This window comes from Chryseobacterium piscicola, from assembly GCF_900156685.1.
Classification (GTDB): Bacteria; Bacteroidota; Bacteroidia; order Flavobacteriales; family Weeksellaceae; genus Chryseobacterium; species Chryseobacterium piscicola.
In genome coordinates, this window is record NZ_FTOJ01000012.1 from 71,491 (window position 1) to 93,596 (window position 22,106).

Sequence of the window (22,106 nt, forward strand, 5' to 3'; positions counted from 1 at the left end):
TATTTTATTAATTAAAATCAAATTACTTTGATCTTTTTGTTGTGTTAAATGTATATCCGATTCCAAAATTAACTTGGTAGAATACAAAGTCCTGACTGGCTTTATCAGGTTTATTATTAAGAGTTGTTTTAATATCCGGCATATTGATGTACCCGAATTTTCCTTCTACTCTTGCCATAATATGTTTCCAAAAAACAAAATTGATGTTGGTTCTTGCATCCAACCCAAATCCTGCTATATGGTATCTGTCACTTCTTTCGTTTGAGAATAATTTTACATTGCTTTTAGGAAATAATACTCCTGCACCAGCACCATAAGCCCAATATATATCAAAATTCTTTTTGTCTAATAGATTTTTATAATTCTCAAGACCCGCATTTACATAATTAAGTCCGTCTGTATGTTCAAAAGTAAGAAATTGCTCATCCTTTAAATTAACTTCCCCATTCTGAACCATCGCTGCATATTTAGGATCTGAAATATTTCCTTTAAACCCAACAGTCTGATCTTGATCCATCACATATTTCATGTGATCTGTTCCTACAACTAGAGCTACATTATCTTTTAAAAAATAAGCCAATCTAAAATTAAATTGAGGTATAGAAAGCCTTGTGGGATCTATATACGCCATGCTTAATTCTGAAGGTCTGTCATGCGCTACAACATTGTTCAGCGTAAAATCGTAACCATTTCCTTTAAATTTGATATCAGAGTTACTAAATCCTGCTCTGTTCCAACCCCAAAAAACGAACATTGCTCCTTTTTTGAACGAACTTTTTGATGTTTCTACAATTATTCCGTCATCGTGTTGTTGTGTTTGTTCAGAATTTTTAATGTTTTGAGCAAAAACAAAATTCGACATGAATAATCCAACAACAATAATCTTCTTCAAACCTTCAATCTTTATTAATTACTTGCTGCAGCTGGAATTGGGTCTGCATAATTGGCTAAACCGTAATTTTGAGTTTGGCTCAACTCTGGGTTGTTCACGTGCCATTCAAACTCATCTCTGAAGTGTCTGATAGCAGCGGCAACTGGCCAAGCAGCTGCGTCTCCCAAAGGGCAAATGGTGTTACCTTCTATTTTTCTCTGGATATCCCAAAGTAGATCGATATCTTCCATTTTTCCTTCTCCTTTTTCTATTTTTTTCAAAATTTTATGCATCCATCCCGTTCCTTCGCGGCAAGGAGTACATTGTCCGCAACTTTCGTGGTGGTAAAATCTTGCTAAAGTCATGGTATGTTCTACAATACATTGGTCTTCATCCAAAACGATAAATCCTCCTGAACCCATCATTGTTCCTGTAGCAAAACCACCGTCAGCAAGAGATTCATAGTTCATGTATCTTGGTTCACCGTTTATGGTTTTCAATAATAAATTTGCCGGAACAATTGGCACTGAACTTCCTCCAGGAATACAAGCTTTCAGCTTTTTACCGTTTGGAATTCCACCACAATATTCGTCAGAGTAAATGAATTCTTCAACCGTAATGGTCATGTCGATTTCGTAAACTCCTGGTTTGTTGATGTTTCCACAAGCAGAAATTAATTTTGTACCAGTAGATCTACCAACACCTATTTTAGCATATTCTGCTCCTGTAATATCAATAATTGGAACGATAGCAGCGATAGATTCAACGTTATTTACAACTGTTGGTCTTTCCCAAAGTCCTTTTACAGCTGGGAAAGGTGGTTTCAATCTTGGGTTTCCTCTTTTCCCTTCAAGAGATTCAAGTAAAGCTGTTTCTTCACCGCAGATATAAGCTCCGCCACCTCTTTGAACATAAATTTCGCAATCGAAACCAGTTCCTAAGATGTTTTTACCTAAAAAACCTGCCGCTTTAGCCTCTTCAATTGCTTCTTCTAAAATATCAGGAATCCATGAATATTCTCCACGTATGTAGATGTAAGAAACATTTGAACCTAAAACGAAAGACGAAATCAGCATTCCTTCAATCAAAAGATGAGGAAGAAATTCCATCAAATATCGATCTTTGAAAGTTCCTGGTTCAGATTCATCTGCATTTACAACCAAGTGTCTTGGCACGCCTTCTGGTTTTGCTAGAAAGCTCCACTTCATCCCAGTTGGGAAACCTGCACCACCACGACCACGAAGACCTGAAACTTTCACTTCTTCAAGGATTTCTTCGGGTGTCATTTTTAAGGCTTTTTCTGCTGCTGTGTAACCTCCCTGTTTACGGTAAGTTTCAAAGTAACGAATGCCTTCTATGTGTGCGTCTTTAAGTAAAAGTTTTTTACTCATTTTTATTTGCTTATTGCAATTAGCTTTTGGCCTTTTGCATTAATTAGTATTAAACGTTAAGTGAATAATTTAAAATCTAAAATTTAGAATTTAAAATTTCTATTAGCCCAAATCAACTTGTCCTTCTCTGCAAAGATCAAGTATTTCGTCTACTTTTTCTATGGTTAAATTTTCGTGATAGAACTTTCCTAATTGTAACATTGGTGCGTATCCGCAAGCCCCTAAGCATTCAGCAGGTTTCAAAGTAAACATTCCGTCTGCAGTAGTTTCGCCGTCTTTAATGTTGAGTTTTGTTCTGATGTGGTCTAATATTTTTTCACTTCCACGAACCATACAAGGTCCTGTTCTGCAAACTTCCAAAACATATTTACCAACCGGTTTCATATTGAACATGGTATAGAAAGTGGCTACTTCGTATACTTCAATTGGCTTAATACTCAATAATTCAGCAACATAATCCATCACTGGAACGTCTAACCAACCTCCGAATTCTTTCTGTGCAATATGCAGCACAGGAAGAAGAGCAGATTTTTGTCTTCCCTCAGGGTATCTTGCCATGATTTTATGGACCTGCTGTAAACTTTCTGGTTTAAAAGCTATTGTTTCGCTCATACTTAAAGATTTTAGATTTTAGAACTAAGATTTTAGATGAAAATCTTAGTTCTAAAAATCTTATCAATTTTATAATTTTATGTTTAATAATTTTAGATTAATTTAAAATTCATAATCTAACATTTATAATTTCTTTTATGCGTCTAATTCTCCCGCAATAATATTCATGCTACACATCGTAACGATAGCGTCTGAAATTACTGAGCCTGTAATCATCTCAGGATACGCTTGGTAATAAATAAAACAAGGTCTTCTGAAATGCAGTCTGTATGGAGTTCTGCCACCGTCACTCACCAGATAGAATCCTAATTCTCCGTTTCCTCCTTCTACTGCATGATAAACTTCTCCTTTCGGCACATCTGTTTCACCCATTACAATTTTGAAGTGATAAATTAGGGCTTCCATTTTTTGGTAAACATCTGCCTTTTCAGGAAGATAAAAATCAGGAACATCCGCGTGGAAAGGTCCTTCTGGAAGATTGTCGTAAGCTTGATTGATAATTTTTAATGATTCCCAAACTTCTTGCTGACGAACCATAAATCTGTCGTATGTATCACCTGCAGTTCCTACAGGAATCATAAAATCAAAATCTTCGTAAGAAGAATAAGGTTCTGCAACTCTAACGTCATAGTCAACACCAGCTGCACGTAAATTAGGACCTGTAAAGCCATAGCTTAATGCTCTTTCCGCAGAAATTGCACCAGCTCCGATGGTTCTGTCCATAAAGATTCTGTTTCTTTCTAACAACTGACCGAATTCTGCAAATCTAGCTGGGAAAGTTTTTAGGAAATCCTTGAGCAACTCATGGAATTTTGGATTGAAATCTCTTTCAAAACCACCAATTCTCCCCATATTTGTAGTCATTCTTGCACCACAAATTTGCTCATACATATCGTAAATACGTTCTCTTTCGATGAACATATAAGTTAATCCTGTAATTGCACCTGCATCCATTCCGGTTACCCCGTTGCAGATTAAGTGATCACCGATTCTTGCCAATTCCATTAAAATTACGCGCATATAATCTACACGCTTAGGAACTTTAATGCCAATTAGCTTTTCAACCGTCATGTGCCATCCTAGGTTATTGATAGGAGCAGAACAATAGTTCATACGGTCAGTAAGTGTGGTAATTTGAGAATAATTTCTTCTTTCAGAAATTTTCTCAAAAGCTCTGTGGATATAGCCAACCGTTTGCTCAGCATGAAGAATTCTTTCTCCATCCATCGTCAACACATTCTGGAAAATCCCGTGTGTTGCAGGGTGAGTAGGACCAAGATTGAGGGTATACAACTGCCCGTCAATCTGTTCTTTACTTTCGTGTTGGTTTAGTATATTAGATAATGAGTTGTCTTTCATATTTTAAATGCTTTAGGCTTTAGGCTTTAAGCTTATCGCTTACTGCTTATTGCATTATTTTTATCTTCCGAACATTGCATCGTCCTTATCGGTTCTTGTACCATCTTCAAGGCGATATTCTTTCAGCATAGGGTGGTATCCAAGATCTTCCATATTTAAAATAGGTCTTAGATCAGGATGTCCTTTAAATTTAATTCCGTAAAAGTCAAAAGTTTCTCTTTCCATCCAGTTGGCTCCTGCGTACAATTCAGTTAAAGAATCTACTTCAATATTTTCTCTAGACATGAAAATCTTCAAACGCAGTCTGAAATTGGTCATCATATTATGTAAATGGTAAACAACACCTATTTCTTTTTCAGGGAATTCTGGGTAATGGATTCCACAAACATCTGTAAGGAAATTGATTTGTAAAGATGAGTCTTTCAAGTAATGAATGACTTTTTTGATATCTTCTTTTTTAATTTCCACTGTCAGCATTCCATAAGGCTCTGAACTAGAGATTACAGTTTCTGGAAATTCTCTTGTAATTGCTTCTAATACAAATTCGTTCGTCATTTCTCTTAGTTGCTAATGTTATAAGAGTCTAGTAAATGTTGGTATTCAGGAGTATCTCTTCTTCTGATGCTTTCGCTTTCTGCTAAAGCCTGAACCTGCATTACACCTTCAATAATTTGCTCTGGTCTTGGTGGGCATCCAGGAACATAAACATCTACTGGGATAATTTTGTCAATACCTTGCAAAACAGAATAACTATCAAAAATACCTCCACTGGAAGCGCATGCTCCAACAGCAACAACCCATTTCGGCTCAGCCATTTGGGTGTAAACTTCTTTCAAAACGGGACCTAATTTTTTAGAAATAGTTCCACAAACCATCAGCATATCTGCTTGTCTTGGTGAGAAAGAGTTTCTTTCCATACCAAATCTAGAAGCATCATAGGTGGGGTTTAGCGTTGCCATAAATTCGATACCACAACATGAGGTTGCAAAGGGTAGTGGCCAAAGTGAAAACTTTCTTGCCATGCCGATAACACTACTGAGTTTTGTTGCGAAAAAACCTTCTCCTTCAAATCCTTCGGGAGCGGGTGCATCTGTTCTTATAATTGGTTTTTGATCTGACATTTTGTAATGATTTTAGATTTTAAATTTTAGATTTTAAATTATCAAATTCAAAACCATAATCTAAAATTTTTAATTTAAAATTTTAATTCTATCTATTTATCCCAGTCTAATGCGCCACGTTTCCAAACGTAGAAAAACGCAAGAAAGAAGATTGCAACGAATGTAAGTACTGCAAGAAATCCTTCCATTCCGAATTCTCTAAAATTTACGGCATAGGGATAAAAAAAGACAATTTCGATATCGAATAATACAAATAATACGGCTGTAAGGAAATATTTAATCGAAAACGGAGTTCTCGCATTTCCCTCAACTGGTATACCGCACTCCCAACTTGAATTCTTTACAGAATCTCCTTTTTTCTGTTTTGGCCCCAAAAAGTGTGCGCCAAGTAGTGAAATTGCCACAAATCCTACAGCTACAGCAGCTTGCAAAAGGATTGGAATGTAATTTTCTGGTAAATTCATTTTTACATTATTATCTCAAGTTGCAAATTTAGGCAATAAAGAAGAAAGCATGAAATTAATCATGCTAAAAGTGGGTTCAATATAGAGAAAAAGTATAATTTAGAATTATTAAAAATAGAGTCTATTTTTTGAGTTTTCGGAGTATTGTAATTGCTATAAATGATATGTATCCGAAAAGTAAACTTGCATAAATAATATTAACCAGAGTTTTGGTTTTGTCATCATGCAGTGTGAAAAAATTGAAAGATAAATTGTAAGCAATAAAGCCTGCAATTAAAATTCCGAAAATGATAAGATGTGGCCTCATATTAAAGATTTAAAGAGTAGGTTCGTCTTCTTTTGTGGTTTACTGGGTTGTAATCTTGCCAAAGTACCTGCACGCTTTTGTTTTCTTCTAATTCAGGATTGGTTTCTGCAAAATCGATTCCCATATTGTTGAAACGTACAAAAATCTCTTTAAAAATAATAGCCGTAACGCCTCTTCTTTGGTATTCTGGATGAATTCCAATTAAATAAAAATTTGCTCTGTCATTTTTCTTTTGAGCCTGCATAAAGTGCCACCATCCTAGTGGGAATAGTTTTCCTTTTGATTTTTGAAGCGCTTTAGAATAAGAAGGCATTGTAACTGCGAAAGAAACCAACTCGTCATGCTTGTCAACTACACATATTACGTAGTTTTTTGCAATCATAGGAAAGAATTTTTCTTTGTATGTCTTGATTTGTTCTTCGGAAATTGGAGTGTAGGTTGAAAGGTGCTTGTAAGTTTCGTCGAGAAGTTTAAACATTGGTTTCACATAAGGTAAAATCTCTTCCTTAGTCTGGAAATTTAAAACTCTCAGATCGTATTTTTCTGCTATAAGTGAACTAAATTTTTCTACTTTTGGAGGTAATATTTTAGGGAAATTCATTTCAAACTCTACCCATTCTTTTTCTTTTACAAGCCCAAGATCTTCGATGTGTTTGGGGTAATATTCGTAATTGTAAATTCCAATCATAGTGGCAATCTTTTCAAATCCGAAAGTTAGCATTCCTGCTTTATCAAGATTTGTAAATCCCATTGGACCTTCAATTTTTTTGATTTGATGTGATTTCGCATAATTAATTATAGAATTAATCAAAGCTTTAGAAACTTCTTTATCATCAATAAAATCTATCCAACCGAAACGCACTTTTTTTATTCCGAGTTCTTTCTCTTCTTTATGATTAATCATTGCAGCAATTCTGCCGACAATTTTCCCATTTTTGTAGGCAAGGAATTGTTTGGCTTCACAATAGGCTAATGCTGGGTTTTCCGAAGGATTCCAAACATTCAATTCATCTTTTATAAAGGAGGGTACATAGTAAGGATTGTTTTTGTAAAGATTCATCGGGAATTTTACAAACTGCTTTAAATCTTGTAGATTTTTTACTTCAACAATGGATATTTCAGACATATAATGGAAAAGAATAATGAATAAGCAAAGATAAATAAATATACACAAATCTTTGGCACAATTTTTACATCGATAAGTATTACTTTATGATTTAAATTTAAAATAAAAGATGACAGGTTATTACGTAATTATAGGAATCTCTATGCTGGTTAGCTGGTGGGTTTCCTCAAGATTAAAATCAAAGTTTGAGCATTATTCTCAAGTGATTCTCAGTAATGGGCTTTCTGGGAAAGAAGTAGCAGAAAAAATGCTGTATGATAACGGTATCCATGATGTTCGGGTGATTTCAGTTCCAGGACAACTCACAGATCATTATAATCCGGCAGATAAAACCGTAAATCTCTCAGAGGGTGTTTATATGCAAAGAAATGCAGCGGCAGCGGCAGTTGCGGCTCATGAATGTGGGCATGCGGTACAACACGCAGTGGGATATTCTATGCTACAACTAAGATCCAAATTAGTTCCCGTGGTCAATATTAGTTCAAATTTAATGCAATTTGTAATCATGGGAGGCGTGGTTGTAATGGCAATGAGCGGTAGCAAGATACTGTTGTTGGTGGGGGTCATCATGTTTGCATTAACTACCTTGTTTGCATTTATCACACTTCCTGTAGAATACGATGCCAGTAACAGAGCGATGAAATGGCTGAAAGATACACAAACTGTTACAGCTCAAGAGTATGTGGGTGTGAAAGATAGTTTGACTTGGGCAGCACGTACTTATCTTGTAGCTGCACTAGGGTCTTTAGCACAGCTTCTTTATTTTGCGTCACTTTTGATGGGCGGAAGAAGAGATTAAAGAATTTTATTTTAAAACACAATCCTGAATCTTTGTTCAGGATTTTTTTGTTTAAAAGTCTAAGGAATTTTAATACTTTTGAATTAAATTAATTCTTTTGATTGCCAGATTTAAATTAATTTCTTCAGAAAATAAACAAATAAGTCTTCTCATGAGAGGACTTGCGTTATTTTGGCTAATTACAAAGTTATTCAGTTACAAAACCTGGATTTTTGAGAGAGAGTTTCCGGTTATTGCACCAGCAGAATTTCTTCAAAATGCATCAGCAAACATTCATTTTATTTTGTTTATTGTAGCAATAATCTTTCTCTCATTAGTTTTAATATTTCCAAAAAAAAAATTTGTTTTAATATTTATTATCGTAGAATTGCTGAGCTGCAGCTTAGATACAGTTCGTTGGCAGCCTTGGGAATATATGTATCTCTGTATTTTTGTAGTTTATCTTTTTAATTTCAATAAAACGAATTTTTTTTTCCTTCTCGTGCATTTACTATTGGTATCCATGTACGTTTTCAGTGGTTTGCATAAGGTGAATCGCGGTTTTTTATCGGCCGTTTGGGTGGAAATGATATTGCATAGGTTTTTGAATCTCTCCATTGATACAATTTTAACCTACAAATTATTTTTTGTTGGTTTATTAATTCCTTTTACCGAATTGTTGGCGGGAATTCTGCTTCTTTTCACGAAAAACAAAAGAAAAATTACGTACTTTCTTATAGTTGTTCATCTTATTATTTTATTTCTTATTGGTCCTTTTGGTTTAAATTATAATCCGATTGTTTGGGGCTGGAATTTGGCGATGATTTTTCTATTAATTGTTGTTTATTTAAAACCAATACAGGGCTTAACGCCAGTTTTTTTGAAGAAGAATACTGTGTGGTTGTTATTATGGTTTGGTATGCCGGTTTTTAGTTTTTTCGGGATGTGGTATCAGTATTTTTCGTCTAGTCTGTATACCGGAAAAGAAAAGCAACTTTATATTTACATCTCAAAAGAAAATAAAGAATACCAGGTGTTTTCTGAACCCTCAGTTTTTACTGTAAATCAAGATTATTATGTTGTAAATCTTCAGAATTGGGCTTTGAAGGAAATAAAATCTATACCTCTTCCAGAAAATGAAATTTACCATAAAATCAGCATTTCTTTAAAGAAAAAATTAGGAAAAGATTGTAAAAAGATTATTCTTTATAATCCGCAGACCAAAGAACAGATTGTATTGTGATTATTCTGCGAAATTGAAGCAAATATGTTGCATTTCAGAAAGTTTTTCAGAAAGTTTTTCTTTTTCTGCTAGTTTTAACGAAGCATTTATTTCACATTTTTCTAAGGTTTCAAAACTTAAAATTTTGGCATCAAATTTTGAAAGCAGCGTGAATATAAGATTCTGCTGATCAAAATTGAACTGTATTCTTATTTCAGTTTCCAATTCTTTAGTGATTATTTCGGCATCTTCCAGCGTCATTTTTGCTGATTCTTTATAAGCTTTCACTAAACCCGAAACTCCCAATTTTGTACCTCCGTAATATCTTACCGAAATTACCAAAACGTTTGTAATCTCATGCGCCAAAAGCTGATTGTAAATAGGTAAGCCTGCACTTCCAGAAGGTTCGCCATCATCATTTGCACGATAGTTTTCACCTTTTAAACCCATTCTGAAAGCATAACAATGGTGTGTAGCTTTGGGGTGCTCTGTTCTTATTTTTTCTAAAGCAGTTTTTAGCTCTGTTTCATTGTTTATAGGAAATGCAAAGCCAATAAATTTACTTCCTTTTTCTTTGAGAAGTATATTTTCAACAGGATTTTGAATGGTTTTATATTCGTGAAGCATTAATCAATTTTCTAATTTTGAATTTCTGTAAAATTCAATACAATTATCTCTGAAATCTTCAGTTTTAAAAAGGACTTGCTTAAATTTTGGAGCTTTGGTTCCGTTTCTTAACTGTAAATTTTTGTTTTTAATAATAATGGTTTCATCCCAAAGGTCAGCATCAATAAATTGCTGAAGTACAAAGCTTCCGCCTTCTATAATAACTGATTGAATTTGCTTTTCATGAATTTTTGTCATCAAATTTTCAATCAAATTTTCGCTTGTTATTTTAATGAATTTAATATTTCCTTCTTCACTTTCTTTTTTTGAATTAAAGACCAACGTTTCAGCTTCGTTATTAAAAATCTGAAAATGGGATGGAACTTTTAAATCCATGTCTATTAAAATTCTAATGGGATTTTTGCCTATAATTTCTCTAGTGGTAAGGCTTGGGTTGTCTCTAAGAGCAGTAGTAGTTCCCACTAAAATCGAATGCTCTTCGCTTCTCAATTGATGTACAAATTGCTTAGTCAGAAGATTGCTGATTTGTGTGGGTTTGAAATCTTTATCTAAAAAGCCATCTTCAGATTCTGCCCATTTTAGGATGATAAAAGGCCTTCTTTTTTCATGGAATGTGAAAAATCTTTTATTGAGTTCTGTGCATTCTTTTTCAAGAATTCCCGATACCACTTCAATTCCTGCATCCTGAATGATTTTTTTTCCTTTTCCATTTACCTTATCGTGAGAATCCATCGCACCAATAACTACTTTTTTGAAACCGAGCTCAACGATTTTTAAAGCGCAGGGAGGTGTTTTTCCGTAATGTGCACAAGGTTCCAAAGAAACATAAATAGTAGATTCTGGGATGAGATTTTTGTTATTTACAGAATTTATTGCGTTGATTTCTGCATGTGGCTCTCCCGCTTTTACATGATAGCCTTCTCCAATGATGATGTCTTTGTGTACAATAACACAGCCTACCATTGGGTTGGGGTAGGTTTTGCCTAAAGCTTTTTTCGCAAGCTCAATGCATCTTTTAATATAGAATTCGTCCTTCATTATTTAAATTAAAAAAGGCGAAGACAAATTGCTTTGCTCCGCCTATATCAAGTTTTTATACAATTATTCTCCGCTGATGATATTGTGCAGATTTTGTTTTAAAGTTTCCAGATGTACTTTTTTGTTATCCAGATTGTTGTAAGTATCTGCCAATAGTGGGTTTTCTCTTGAAGGCTTTGTAAAGAATGAGATATTGTTTTCTAGTTTCACAATTTCTCCTTCCAGCTCTGAAATTTGGGTTTTTATTTTTCTTGCTTTGTCAGTAAGTTGATTTTCAGAAAGCCCCTCTTCTTTCAGCTCAAGTTCGTTCATTTTATTAAGTTTCAATTTTTCTCTCAAAACTTTATTAAATTCAGAATTGATACCTATTTTATCTCTAGGAACTTTTCCAATGTTATTCCATGCGGTTTTTATGGTTTCAATTTTCTCCACACTTCCATCTTCGTCGGTAACAAGTTTAAGGTCATCCAATAAAGATTTTTTTGTTTTGTAGTTTTCTTTCCAATTATCGTTTGATACATTGCTTTTTTCTCTGAAATTATTAAAGAAAGTATTGCAAGCTTCACGGAAATCGTCCCAGATCTTGTGGGTCATACTTTTTGGTACATGCCCAATTTGTTTCCAATCGTCTTGAAGTTTTTTGAAGAGAGGTACTATAACTTCCCAATCTTCGCTATTCATATTGTCTTTTGCAGTTTCTATGAGCTTTAATTTTTCTTCAAGATTGCTTTGCTGTGATCCTTTTAAAGATTTGTAGTATAAATTTTTCTTAGTATTGAAAGTGCGTAAAGTAATTTTAAAATCATTCCAGTTTTGATTAGAAAGCTTTCTTGGTACACTTCCTATTTTCAAGAATTCAGCACGCAAATCTTCTACTTTCTTTATTGCGTTTTGCCAGTAATTATGATTAGGGTTTTCGCTTGCTTCAGATAGTTTTTTAATTGCTTCAATAATGCTGTTTTTCTTTTCGAAATTGGCATTTTGCTCAGATTCTATTGCTGCAGAAAGTTCAGATTTTCTCTCATGAATTTTATTGGAAATTTCTTTGAATTCTTCCCAAGTTTTTTCACGAAACTCTTCTGCAACAGGCTCTGCTTCTTCTTTCCAAAGTTTGTGAAGGTATTGTAACTCATTCAACGCTTTTTGAATTATCGGTTCGTTTTCCAATTCTTTTGCGCGATCAATGATGTGTTGTCTTTTCTCAAGATTGTGAGAATATTCTTGCTCAAGATATTCTTTATTAAGATCAAGCATCTGGTAAAACTGATTCAGATGATGAAAATAATTGTTGTTTAAAATTTTAAATTCAGATTTTGCTACTTGTCCGGCATTAGACCAATCTTCTTTCACTTCTCTGATAGATTTAAAAAGATTGACTCCTGGCTCAGAGTTGGTGTACAGATTTTTTAATCTTTCAATGATTTCTTGTCTATGAGAAAGATTTTTGAGCTGCTCTGCATCGATATTTTTTTGAAAATCGTCATGTTTTTCTTTAAAAATATGATATAATGCATTCAGTTTTGATTGTTGTGGATGATGATAACTGAAAGTTTCGGGAGCATTTCCACCATCGATGTACTCATGCTTTTTGTCTTCTACTTCATCATGAATCGCATGATTTGCTTTTTCTTTCAGAAAATTAAATCTTTTGTGCTGTTCGCCTGCATTTTCACTATTGATGATGGTTTCCATTTCTTTCAAAGCATCTGAAAGGCTGATTTCTTCATGCTCAGGCCCATGATGTTGTTCTGCTTCAGTTTCAGTGGGAATTTCTGTATTTTGCACCGTTGTAGAAGGTTCATTTTGAGACTCTTGGGTGTTCTTTTCTTCGTTTTCAGAAAAGTTATTTTCTGTAGTCATAGCAAATCTTTTATATATTTGGCGTTATCAACTTTTAAATTTTTGGAAAAAGCATAACAAAGTACTAATTTATACTATTTTTTTTGATTATTCCAAATTTCCCAAGCTTTTTCTGCTTGCTGTTCTAGCATATAAAAACCATTGGCAGTTTTTGCTCCTTTTTCTGAAGCTTTTATGATGAATTTTGTGTAGTTGGGATTGTAAATCAAATCAATAATTAAGTGTTGTTCTGTGATTCCATCAAAAGGAAAATCAAGACAATCGTACACATTCGGAAAAGTTCCAACCGGTGTAGTTTGGATGATAACAGTATGCTGTTTTACTGTTTCTACTGAAATATTTTTAAAATTAAATTCTTCTGAACTTCTAGCTACAGTGATGTTTTGGATTTGCATTTTGTCTAAAACATATTTTACCGCCTTTGCAGCACCGCCATTTCCTAAAATGATTGCAGATTTATGATGTGATTTAAGGTGTAGTAGCAATGTTTTTTCAAAACCGGTTGCATCTGTATTGTAGCCAGTTTTTATACCGTTTTCAATTTTTACGCAATTTACGGCACCTATTTTTTTTGCCTCATCGCTCAGCTCATCAAGGTATTTTATGATTTTTTCTTTGTATGGAATGGTAACATTAAAACCGAGAAGTTCAGGGTCTCCGAAAAGATTTTCAACCTCACTAACGTCTTGTAAATCAAATATTTCATAAGAATAGTTGTTGATTATTAGCTTTTGAAATTTATCTTCAAAATATTTTTTAGAAAAGGAGTAGGAGATATTACGACCGATAAGTCCCAGTTTTTGTTTGGCTTCCATAGTTCAAAAATAAAAAAAAGACCGGACAATGCCGGTCTTTATATGGGAAAAAAGTTGAAAATTATTCTACAATAAATTTAGTAGAGAATTCATCAGTTTTAAGGATGTAAATTCCTTTAGGAAGTTCTCTTATTTCAATTTTATTTGAATGTAAAAATGGCTTTTCAATTTTCTTTAAAAGCTGACCATTCAAATTGTAAATTTCCGCAGTTTTAATTTTGTCAAGTTTTTCACCTTTAATAAATATTTGGTGATTTTTAACGGGATTTGGGTAAAGTTGATATTGTTTTTTTTCAATTATCAAATCTTTAGTACTCAATGCACCACAAGTCCAGCTAAGATCATCCATTGCTACTCTGTTGCTGTTTGAATTTACAATTGAGATGATTACATTACCTGAAATATTAATATTGTTGATAGTTGTTGTGGTTTGTGTTGAGCTGTAAGGAATTGTACCTACGCTAGTTCCATTTACCAATACTGTAAGAGTTCCAGGGCTGTCGGAGAATTTCAATTGTGTTGTTAATGTAAGGCTTTGGATACCGTTAGCGATATTCGAGCTGGTGAGATTCCCATTTCTGATCATCAATGCTCTTCCATTAATAGTTTGATCGGTTCTTGCATCCGTTGCATTCCAAGTAATTCCGTTGTTTGTCCAGGTTCTTGCTGCATAATTGCTTGCATTAGCAGGTATTGTAGTGAAATCTTCTGTTCCACAACTTCCTCCAGCTGGTGGTGGTGCAGTAGTGGTTCCTGTTGCTGTGTTGCTTTGAGGAGACACATTGTTGGCTGCATCTGTTGCAATTACATAGAATGAATAAGTTGTGGATGGAGATAAGCCAGACACAGTTGCCATAGTTCCTGTTACGGTAGAATAGAAAGTTCCGTTTACATAGATTGCATAACCTGTTACCGCAATATTGTCTGTAGAAGCAGTCCAGCTTAGTGATGCAGAATTGCTGGATGTAGCGTTAACAGCTAAGTTTGTAGGAGCTGTAGGTGCCTGCGTATCTGTAGTTGTAGTTGCTTGAACAACATTGCTTTGAGGTGAAAGATTGCCAGAAGCATCTGTAGCTATTACATAGAATGAAAAAGTAGTACCAGAAGCAAGTCCTGAAACGGTAGCTGTAGTTCCTGTTACGGTAGAATGGAAAGTTCCATTTACATAAATGTTATATGCTGCAACTCCCACGTTGTCTGTTGAAGCAGTCCAGCTTAGAGAAGCTGAATTGACAGTTGTTCCTGTTGCGATAAGATTTGTTGGAGCACTTGGCGATTGTGTATCATTGCTTAGATTTGCCCAAATATCATTAGCATAAGAAGGATTGTCAATAAACGGGTTTCTATTTCCTTGGTAGGTGTAAGATGCATTGTTTCTTAGAATTTCGATTGGAGAAACGGGATCTGCATTGTGCCACGCCAATAGTTGGTTGAGTTCCCAAGTCTGTAGTCCGGGATAAGCAGAGTTTCCAAGCATATTTCCTGAAGAAAATCCTGATAGTTGCGTCTCGTATCTTGTTACAAAATAAAAAATCATTCTTGCAACATCTCCTTTAAATGCATTAATAGGCTCAAAAACAATTCCAGTATAGCCAGGCGAAGCAGATGTTCCCTTTTTTGATCCGTTATTTGATGTGTAATCTGCAGTACCTACCATTCCAAATGGATAACTACTTCTAATGTTGTTTACATAGCCATCTGTTGCTCTGATGAAATGAATGTCTGAAACCATTGGAGACGCTTCATTGAAAAGACTTTGTGGTACAATGTGCTCTCTGTTGTAACAGTCACTTTCGCTATTGTAACCACTTCCTCCACATTGATTAGTTGTAATTGTATAATTATAAGGATCTGAGCCGTTTGGGTTTTCTGAATAAATGTCTAAAATACTTCCGTCATTTTCAAGCCCAGATCCTGGAGCATTATCTAAATCTGTTGTTTGATAGGCAATCCACAGACCAGCGTAGCTTCCTGGGTTATGATTGGCTGTAATAATGTTTTTCAGAGCTGTTTTTAGAGGTGCGCCAGTAAGTCCATTTGCAGGTGTGTAGTAGCCTGCCGGAGCTTGTGCGTTACCGAAAATAACAGCAAAACTAAATGCTAAAAAAGAGAAAAATCGCTTCATTTTTGTTAAAATTGGGCGACAAAGATACAAAAATTAAATCGCTGATATATTAAGTTTTAGTAATGTAGCCTTTGCTTATCTTAGAGAAAACCCAAGAAATAAGTACTCCAAAGCCTGCAGCAGTAGCAGAAACAATAAGGTAGTTTTTCCATTCGATTTTCACGGGAAAAGGCAAGTCTTCAACTACTTTAAATGATCCTGTATATACTTGAAAAAGACAAAGTGCGGTGCCAATAATCAACCCACTAACGATGCCTGCAAAAACAATAAGAAGACCAGTATAAAAATAAGTTCTTCTAAGATGGCTTAAAGGAAACCCTAAAGAAACAAGAGATCTTGCTTGCTCTCTTTTGTCGAGTTGCAAAATAATAATTGCACCCGCTAGATTGAATGTGGTAATGAAGATAACTAACCCGAAAATAAGATAAATAAACAGTTTTTCGGTATTAATCATCTTCCAAAATGCTGCGTTTTCTTCTCCTTTGGTGCTAATTGTTACACTTTTTCCTAAGCTATTGAGCAATTCTTCTTTTACACTATTTGCTTTTTCAGGATTTTTGAGTTTTAAAACAATACTGTAAGCCGAGTTTTTAGGTAAATTTAGAAGCTCTTCAGATAATCCTATGGGTGCGATAATATAATTGTTGAGCTGATCTTTTCCCGAGAAAAGTCCCGACACAAAAATATTTTTCTTGTTGTAAATATCTTCTTCTTTGTTGATGAGGCCTTTTCCGGGTTTTGGCATATATAAAGTTGCCGTACTTTGGGTAGAGTCTACCGGGATAGACAAGCGCATATCTAAAGATGTTTCAAGTAAAACTTCATCATTAAATCTAAAACTGGGGTAGCTGCCATATACCACATTTTTTTGAATAGGATTCACCTGTGTATAAACTGAATCTACACCCCTCAGATAAGCAATGTCACCTTTACCATTATAGGTGATGTAAATTTTTTCTTCAATAAGCCTAGAAAAATGAGAAATATCCTGGTTATTTTTTAGAGTAGATAATATCTCGGGAATATTATTAATTGTTTTTCCAGATTTACTTTTTATTGTTAGATCAGCGTGAAGGTCTTTTACAAGATCTTTATTGAAGTCTTCTAGCCCAGAAAAAACTGAAATGATGACAAACATTGCAGTCACTGCAACACCCATTGCTCCCACGGCAAGCCATGTGATAAATGTTACCGCCGTACTTCCCTTTTTTGAAATCAGGTAGCGCGATGCAATGTAGGACGCAATGTTTTTCAAGATTTACAGAATAGGATTGTCTCCATCGCCACGAAGTTCTTTTTCAATCTTTTCAACATCATCGAGAGTAGTATCAAGATAAAAATTAAGTTGTGGAATGATGCGTACTTGTTTAGCCATTTTCTGGCCGATGAAATTTCTGTATTGTGCTTTGTTTGCCTCAATCTCTTTCATGATAGATGAACGAAATTCTTGCGGAAAAATGCTTAAATAAATTTTTGCAATTCCTAAATCCGGAGTTATCTTCACGTCCGAAACCGAAACCAAAAAATTTTGTTTACTTTCTGATGCCTGCTTGCGGAAAAGTTCTGCGAAATCTTCCTGTATAATCTGGGCTACTTTTCTTTGTCTGTTACTTTCCATAATTTGTGCAAATTTACTATTTTTGTTTTAATTGAAATTTTTTAAATTTATCTAAATTTTAAAAAGTTGAGTTGAATTTTTTAATTAAATAGAAATCATAGATTTTTTTCACTAATAATTTTGAAAAAAAATTAATAATCTTACATTTTTTATCATTAATAATATGAAATTAGAACATATCGGTATTGCAGTAAAATCACTTGGTCTCTCCAATGAACTATTTACAAAATTACTAGGCAAAGAATCTTACAAACAAGAATCTGTAGAAAGGGAAGGTGTGGTAACATCTTTTTATAATTCTGGAGAATCAAAAATAGAACTTTTGGAGGCTTCAAGAGAAGATAGTCCGATTTCTAAATTCATAGATAAAAAGGGTGAGGGGGTTCATCATTTGGCATTTGGGGTAAAAGATATTGTTTTTGAGATAGAAAGATTAAAAAAAGAAGGGTTCCAATTTATATCTGAAGAACCAAAAGAAGGAGCTGATAATAAATTAGTTGTCTTCCTTCATCCGAAGTGCACGAATGGCGTATTAATAGAACTTTGCCAAGAAAATGCATAAAAAATTTTGTAGGAACAGAAATTTTACTATTTTTGCAAACACAAAATTTAACCAAATTTTGAGGTCCTATAGCTCAGTTGGTTAGAGCACCTGACTCATAATCAGGTGGTCCCTGGTTCGAGCCCAGGTGGGACCACTTTTTAAATCAAGCACTTACAGAGATGTAGGTGCTTTTTTTATGTTGTTGCAAGATAAAATGCAAAAAAAACTTCTCTCATTAAATGAGAAAAGTTTTAGTTGTATCCTACAACAAGGACTTTACCTATGCTTGTCTTTGGAAACCTATATTATTTATCTAAATAAAATGGTTGCTGAGAAACATGATTAACCCACTGTATTCTAGTAGTATTAATTTTCTTAAACTTATATGTTCCAGTCGAGCCACCAGCAATAATAGTAAAATTATAGTCGGTTTCCGAAATTTCCTCGTTTACTTTAGCTGTCTGACCTGCTGTAGCTGTTTGAGTAAGTACAGCTTTATAACTTGTACCATTCATTACATATATGAAATCATCATCAGTAAATTGAAAGTAAGAAGTTGAAGCCACTTTCCAAGTACCCTTAATCCAGGAAGGAGGATGAAAGTACGAATTTGATATAGGGTTAACTTGTTGTGGTACTGTTTCATTGTCATCATTTCCAGAACAATTCAAAGTCATAAGTGACATAACCATTAAAGGCAATAATAAAGTTTTTTTCATCTTTTTAAATTTTAGTTTCCCGAACTATTCATTATAGTTTGCATTTTAGATGATTCCATAAAAGTGTTTCCAGCTTGTTTATATACCATACGTTTGCCACAAACCTCTAGTGCGTAAGAACCGCTTCCTAATCCTTTTACCTTGTCAATAACCTTAATGTTTTCGACTGGACAACCTTGTTCAACCGAAACCATTTTAATTAACTTACTTTCTGTTGTGCCAGTTGTTCCTCTTGAAATTGCACCACATGAAGTAATTACGAAAGCAGTCGCAACTGCGAAAAATAAATGTTTCATATAAAAATTTTATTGTTAATAATTTCTAATTATAAACAACAAAAAAAGCAAGTGGGTTCTCACTTGCTTTTAGTTCAGAAGGCTCGGCAAAGCCCGTACCACATAAAAACAGGATAACCACTTGCCCTAAGACAAGTGTGTTAACTGTTTGCATTTTGTGGTTCTTGTTGAATTTTGCCGATTCTCTCTGAACAAAAGCAAAAGTTTTACACTTTTATTTTTTCGTTGATGTATTGGTGCAAATATATAAAAACATTTTTTTATCTTTTATTTAATATCTATGACTCCACCATATTTTCAATAAATCATCGTAATAAGTGAATCTCCGTTCATTAATCATACTCAAGTACAATTTTAGTTTTAGCTGATTTTCCATTTGATTGAAATGTGATAATCTTTGTTCATCTGAATTATTTTGTTCATGATTGTGAAAATAAAAATCAGTAACGGAGTTTCTTACCCAATCGTGATAGTTACAAAATTTTAGAAACTTGAGAACCTTTGGCGGTAGGGATGTGTCAAATAGTACTTTTGATTTAGTGTAAAAATGCACATTACTGAATTTAGATTTTAAAATTATATTATAAATATGACATACTTCTGGATTTTCACTGATTATATCACGCTGTGAGTTTAACAGCTGAGATAAATTCCCAATTAAATCTTTTGAGAATACACTTTGTTCGAAATGACAAAATACGTCCATAAATAGAGCTGGAAAGCAGTCTTTGTTTTTGTTAACTGCCATAATTGAACTAAGCTTTGTAGAAGAGGTAGAATTTGATTTCACTGTGAGTAAACCTACTACACAAAATATATGTTCCAATACTACTTTAATTGAATGATTGTCAACTAGAAAATTGTCGTTCTCATTGAAATATGTGGATTTGATGTTTGTATATGGATATAAGCATTCGTAATCAAAGTAATATTTCTTATCAGTTGTTACTTCAACGATAATAGGACAATCGAATGCATAAAAACAAAATATCTTTTTCATTTATCTGACATTATAGAAAACATCAGAAGGTATGTAAGAATTATCTTTTTGAACGATTTTTCGTCCCACATACGACTCCACAGTGGCTTTCGCTCTGTTGGCATCAGATAACTAGTATCTGAACTCCTGATGTTTATAATGCAAAGGTAGAAAATTAATTTTGATTTGTTTTAGTTTATATACAATACATGAAAACCAATCAAGCTACCTGCTTCAAACAATTGCAGTCGTAAAACAATTCACTAAATTTATTTTTTATCAGCTCAATGAAATAAAGCTCTTTTGTGTTGAGTTTTTTTTGCATAATCATTTCATTTAATTTTGCCTTATCTCTAAAAGGTTGCTTTTCCCTTTTTTTTGCTTCTAGTATGAGGGTTCTAACCTGTTTCCCAAGTCACTTATAATTTCATCGGTTAAATCATCTCTTTCAAATCTATTATCAACAATAGTAAATACTTTAAAACAGTCCATGAATTTCGAATAGAGTAGTAATATGTTATTTCGGTTTTTAAGCTCATTTAGAGTTCGAATTCCAAGCTTTTTTAATTCAATCGACCTGAAATTATTTCAATCCTAAACAGGTGATTATCAAGACTGTATTGAGTTCCCTTGTCATAAATTTTCCAATTTATACTGCTGTGCTCAAACTTTTTGTAATTCATTGCGTTTGTGGATTTATTAATCATTGGTGCTTTATGTTTATATAACAGGAAATTACTATCTAAATAGTATTTTGGTGTTTTATCTACTAATAGATTAAAACCAAATTCTAGACTTTGTAAATAACCCTCATTCAGATTAAGACTTTTAAAATCCTGTTCTAAATCCTCTATCGCCTCAAACATATTGCAGTATGAAAAATCATTGTAGTTATGATTTCCATGTTCCTCCCCATATTTATTTATGTTATAATACTTGTGATGGGAGTTACTTAATACTGAATTCTGTTCGGTTAAGATTTTAGCACTTCTTACTAGATTTAAAATAAGTTTATGATTCCCCAGATGGAATTAAGGAGATTTACTTTACAAATTGTTATAACTTAATTATACCATCGAATGGTATTTTCAATTGTTGAAAAGTCTTTCATTGAGAAAATAAAAATCTTGTGATGAAGAATGTGAGATGTAAGAGAGATAGATTATTTTTGATTTTAAATTTATCTAAATAGCGTGCGAAACTTTTGAAGCCAATTCAGAAATTTTAAATAAAAAAATATGAACCATAAGGCAAGCTAAATTCAAATGACGTAATTCTTCCCAGGGTCTGCCAAGATAACTGAAAAGCTTCCGTAAAGCACTTGCTTGCCTTATTGTGATTCATATTTGGTTTTTGTAATGCTTTCTAAAAAGCATCGTGAAAATTTCTTTCATTTTTTTATAAACGCTTTCACGATAAGGTTCTCTTGTACTCGTGAGATCAAATTACTTTTATTGTTTCGTTTGAAAGATTTGTGTTTCTACCATATTGAATGAGATAAATGAAAATAGTGGCAACTGATACCCAATCATGATTTACAATAATTATTACGCTTTTCTGATATTATAAGATGTGTAATTCACAAACAAAAAACAACTATATAATTACAAACAGCACAGCATTAATAAAATTTTCCTGTGGGTAATGCACCATTATCATTTATTACTTTTTAGAAATTTCTTGTTTAGATTTCCTTCGCAATTATTTCCTTAATTTTTCTGATGCTAAATTATAAAGACATAATGAAGCATACAATGTTATATTGGTTCGATTATTAAAAATTTTACGTAAATATTTTTAAATTTTTTACATTATTTAATTGTAATTATCTTAAAAACAATATTTTAAGCAGGTGTGTTAAAATTAAAGTAACAGCGGTTATTTTAATCTGAAAGCCCTATTTTTGCAAGCCTAATTATAGTGTAAACATCAATGACAGGAAAATATTTTGCATTTATCTTGTTTTTTTTTATATCTCATTTTCAATCCCAAGAATATTATTCTGAGCTTCGCAATAAGTATTGGGAATTCGAAGAAAATGATGTGTGGATATACTAATTTAACGTCCAGTTAAAGTTAAGCATAAAACCTTAATTTTAAGATATGAAACAAGAACGAAAAATTTATGATCCTGCTTTCAAAACCCAAGCAGTTCAATTGAGCAGAGAGAGAAATAATATATCAGAATTAGCCAGAGAACTCGGTATTAAAGTGACTTTGCTATACAAATGGCG

At 33.5% G+C, this 22,106-nt stretch carries 21 protein-coding genes and 1 tRNA gene; 5 read left to right on the plus strand and 17 right to left on the minus strand.

Annotation, left to right across the window (positions count from 1 at the left end; all coding sequences use genetic code 11):
* Positions 1-22: 22 nt before the first annotated feature.
* The 8 genes from BW939_RS14870 to BW939_RS14910 all read right to left on the minus strand — a co-directional run bounded on the left by BW939_RS14870 (position 23) and on the right by BW939_RS14910 (position 7,251).
* Positions 23-754: a hypothetical protein gene (locus tag BW939_RS14870; protein ID WP_228417253.1), complete on the minus strand. Its 732-nt coding sequence runs from the start codon at positions 752-754 to the stop codon at positions 23-25.
* Positions 755-906: 152 nt separating this feature from the next.
* Complete coding sequence (nuoF, locus tag BW939_RS14875; protein WP_076452813.1) at positions 907-2,262, minus strand: NADH-quinone oxidoreductase subunit NuoF; 1,356 nt, start codon at positions 2,260-2,262, stop codon at positions 907-909.
* A gap of 102 nt (positions 2,263-2,364) precedes the next feature.
* Entirely contained in the window at positions 2,365-2,874 is a 510-nt protein-coding gene (locus BW939_RS14880; protein WP_076452814.1) for an NADH-quinone oxidoreductase subunit NuoE family protein, read from the minus strand.
* 135 nt (positions 2,875-3,009) lie between these two features.
* A complete protein-coding gene (gene nuoD / locus BW939_RS14885) occupies positions 3,010-4,233 on the minus strand; it encodes an NADH dehydrogenase (quinone) subunit D (RefSeq protein ID WP_076452815.1) in 1,224 nt (407 codons plus the stop codon).
* A gap of 60 nt (positions 4,234-4,293) precedes the next feature.
* On the minus strand, positions 4,294-4,788 hold the full coding sequence (locus BW939_RS14890) for an NADH-quinone oxidoreductase subunit C (protein WP_076452816.1): 495 nt from the start codon (positions 4,786-4,788) through the stop codon (positions 4,294-4,296).
* A 5-nt stretch (positions 4,789-4,793) separates the two neighbouring features.
* Complete coding sequence (locus BW939_RS14895; RefSeq protein ID WP_047447216.1) at positions 4,794-5,354, minus strand: NADH-quinone oxidoreductase subunit B; 561 nt, start codon at positions 5,352-5,354, stop codon at positions 4,794-4,796.
* Positions 5,355-5,446: 92 nt separating this feature from the next.
* Entirely contained in the window at positions 5,447-5,818 is a 372-nt protein-coding gene (locus BW939_RS14900; protein ID WP_076452817.1) for an NADH-quinone oxidoreductase subunit A, read from the minus strand.
* A 308-nt stretch (positions 5,819-6,126) separates the two neighbouring features.
* A complete protein-coding gene (locus tag BW939_RS14910) occupies positions 6,127-7,251 on the minus strand; it encodes a GTP cyclohydrolase (protein WP_076452819.1) in 1,125 nt (374 codons plus the stop codon).
* Between the two features lie 109 nt (positions 7,252-7,360).
* Between BW939_RS14910 and BW939_RS14915 the strand changes: the two genes are divergently transcribed.
* Both BW939_RS14915 and BW939_RS14920 read left to right on the plus strand, forming a co-directional pair.
* Complete coding sequence (locus BW939_RS14915) at positions 7,361-8,050, plus strand: zinc metallopeptidase (protein WP_076452820.1); 690 nt, start codon at positions 7,361-7,363, stop codon at positions 8,048-8,050.
* A gap of 151 nt (positions 8,051-8,201) precedes the next feature.
* On the plus strand, positions 8,202-9,272 hold the full coding sequence (locus BW939_RS14920) for a hypothetical protein (protein ID WP_076452821.1): 1,071 nt from the start codon (positions 8,202-8,204) through the stop codon (positions 9,270-9,272).
* On the opposite strand, the gene BW939_RS14925 is transcribed toward BW939_RS14920, so the two are convergent.
* The 7 genes from BW939_RS14925 to rbfA form a co-directional block, all read right to left on the minus strand.
* The gene (locus BW939_RS14925) at positions 9,273-9,878 is read right to left on the minus strand and encodes an IMPACT family protein (RefSeq protein ID WP_076452822.1); all 606 of its coding nucleotides are present in this window, start codon (positions 9,876-9,878) and stop codon (positions 9,273-9,275) included.
* Positions 9,879-9,881: 3 nt separating this feature from the next.
* A complete protein-coding gene (gene ribD, locus BW939_RS14930; RefSeq protein WP_076452823.1) occupies positions 9,882-10,916 on the minus strand; it encodes a bifunctional diaminohydroxyphosphoribosylaminopyrimidine deaminase/5-amino-6-(5-phosphoribosylamino)uracil reductase RibD in 1,035 nt (344 codons plus the stop codon).
* A 63-nt stretch (positions 10,917-10,979) separates the two neighbouring features.
* Complete coding sequence (locus tag BW939_RS14935; protein ID WP_076452824.1) at positions 10,980-12,776, minus strand: DUF349 domain-containing protein; 1,797 nt, start codon at positions 12,774-12,776, stop codon at positions 10,980-10,982.
* 74 nt (positions 12,777-12,850) lie between these two features.
* Positions 12,851-13,591, minus strand: coding sequence for a shikimate dehydrogenase family protein (locus BW939_RS14940; RefSeq protein ID WP_076452825.1), 741 nt, complete (start codon positions 13,589-13,591; stop codon positions 12,851-12,853).
* A gap of 61 nt (positions 13,592-13,652) precedes the next feature.
* On the minus strand, positions 13,653-15,716 hold the full coding sequence (locus BW939_RS14945) for an endonuclease (RefSeq protein ID WP_076452826.1): 2,064 nt from the start codon (positions 15,714-15,716) through the stop codon (positions 13,653-13,655).
* Positions 15,717-15,765: 49 nt separating this feature from the next.
* Positions 15,766-16,971: an ABC transporter permease gene (locus tag BW939_RS14950; protein WP_076452827.1), complete on the minus strand. Its 1,206-nt coding sequence runs from the start codon at positions 16,969-16,971 to the stop codon at positions 15,766-15,768.
* A gap of 3 nt (positions 16,972-16,974) precedes the next feature.
* Positions 16,975-17,334, minus strand: a complete 360-nt coding sequence (gene rbfA / locus BW939_RS14955) for a 30S ribosome-binding factor RbfA (RefSeq protein ID WP_076452828.1) — start codon at positions 17,332-17,334, stop codon at positions 16,975-16,977.
* A 163-nt stretch (positions 17,335-17,497) separates the two neighbouring features.
* Between rbfA and mce the strand changes: the two genes are divergently transcribed.
* Positions 17,498-17,896 (plus strand): methylmalonyl-CoA epimerase, encoded by a 399-nt coding sequence (gene mce / locus BW939_RS14960; protein ID WP_076452829.1) that lies wholly within the window; start codon positions 17,498-17,500, stop codon positions 17,894-17,896.
* Between the two features lie 62 nt (positions 17,897-17,958).
* Positions 17,959-18,032 (plus strand) — tRNA-Ile (locus BW939_RS14965).
* 151 nt (positions 18,033-18,183) lie between these two features.
* On the opposite strand, the gene BW939_RS14970 is transcribed toward BW939_RS14965, so the two are convergent.
* Both BW939_RS14970 and BW939_RS14975 read right to left on the minus strand, forming a co-directional pair.
* A complete protein-coding gene (locus BW939_RS14970; protein ID WP_076452830.1) occupies positions 18,184-18,597 on the minus strand; it encodes a hypothetical protein in 414 nt (137 codons plus the stop codon).
* Positions 18,598-18,608: 11 nt separating this feature from the next.
* On the minus strand, positions 18,609-18,893 hold the full coding sequence (locus tag BW939_RS14975) for a hypothetical protein (protein WP_076452831.1): 285 nt from the start codon (positions 18,891-18,893) through the stop codon (positions 18,609-18,611).
* Between the two features lie 3,082 nt (positions 18,894-21,975).
* Between BW939_RS14975 and BW939_RS14990 the strand changes: the two genes are divergently transcribed.
* On the plus strand, positions 21,976-22,106 hold a 131-nt coding region (locus BW939_RS14990; RefSeq protein ID WP_143753986.1), incomplete at its 3' end, for a transposase.

Bases quoted from the DNA above. Each gene is read 5' to 3' on its own strand.
- BW939_RS14895 (WP_047447216.1), bottom strand. From the start codon at position 5,354: ATGTCAGATCAAAAACCAATTATAAGAACAGATGCACCCGCTCCCGAA.
- BW939_RS14890 (WP_076452816.1), bottom strand. From the start codon at position 4,788: ATGACGAACGAATTTGTATTAGAAGCAATTACAAGAGAATTTCCAGAA.
- BW939_RS14975 (WP_076452831.1), bottom strand. From the start codon at position 18,893: ATGAAACATTTATTTTTCGCAGTTGCGACTGCTTTCGTAATTACTTCA.
- BW939_RS14915 (WP_076452820.1), top strand. From the start codon at position 7,361: ATGACAGGTTATTACGTAATTATAGGAATCTCTATGCTGGTTAGCTGG.
- rbfA (WP_076452828.1), bottom strand. From the start codon at position 17,334: ATGGAAAGTAACAGACAAAGAAAAGTAGCCCAGATTATACAGGAAGAT.
- BW939_RS14920 (WP_076452821.1), top strand. From the start codon at position 8,202: ATGAGAGGACTTGCGTTATTTTGGCTAATTACAAAGTTATTCAGTTAC.
- BW939_RS14880 (WP_076452814.1), bottom strand. From the start codon at position 2,874: ATGAGCGAAACAATAGCTTTTAAACCAGAAAGTTTACAGCAGGTCCAT.
- BW939_RS14940 (WP_076452825.1), bottom strand. From the start codon at position 13,591: ATGGAAGCCAAACAAAAACTGGGACTTATCGGTCGTAATATCTCCTAC.
- mce (WP_076452829.1), top strand. From the start codon at position 17,498: ATGAAATTAGAACATATCGGTATTGCAGTAAAATCACTTGGTCTCTCC.
- BW939_RS14900 (WP_076452817.1), bottom strand. From the start codon at position 5,818: ATGAATTTACCAGAAAATTACATTCCAATCCTTTTGCAAGCTGCTGTA.
- nuoF (WP_076452813.1), bottom strand. From the start codon at position 2,262: ATGAGTAAAAAACTTTTACTTAAAGACGCACACATAGAAGGCATTCGT.
- BW939_RS14945 (WP_076452826.1), bottom strand. From the start codon at position 15,716: ATGAAGCGATTTTTCTCTTTTTTAGCATTTAGTTTTGCTGTTATTTTC.
- BW939_RS14970 (WP_076452830.1), bottom strand. From the start codon at position 18,597: ATGAAAAAAACTTTATTATTGCCTTTAATGGTTATGTCACTTATGACT.
- ribD (WP_076452823.1), bottom strand. From the start codon at position 10,916: ATGAAGGACGAATTCTATATTAAAAGATGCATTGAGCTTGCGAAAAAA.
- BW939_RS14870 (WP_228417253.1), bottom strand. From the start codon at position 754: ATGTTCGTTTTTTGGGGTTGGAACAGAGCAGGATTTAGTAACTCTGAT.
- BW939_RS14910 (WP_076452819.1), bottom strand. From the start codon at position 7,251: ATGTCTGAAATATCCATTGTTGAAGTAAAAAATCTACAAGATTTAAAG.
- BW939_RS14935 (WP_076452824.1), bottom strand. From the start codon at position 12,776: ATGACTACAGAAAATAACTTTTCTGAAAACGAAGAAAAGAACACCCAA.
- BW939_RS14925 (WP_076452822.1), bottom strand. From the start codon at position 9,878: ATGCTTCACGAATATAAAACCATTCAAAATCCTGTTGAAAATATACTT.
- nuoD (WP_076452815.1), bottom strand. From the start codon at position 4,233: ATGAAAGACAACTCATTATCTAATATACTAAACCAACACGAAAGTAAA.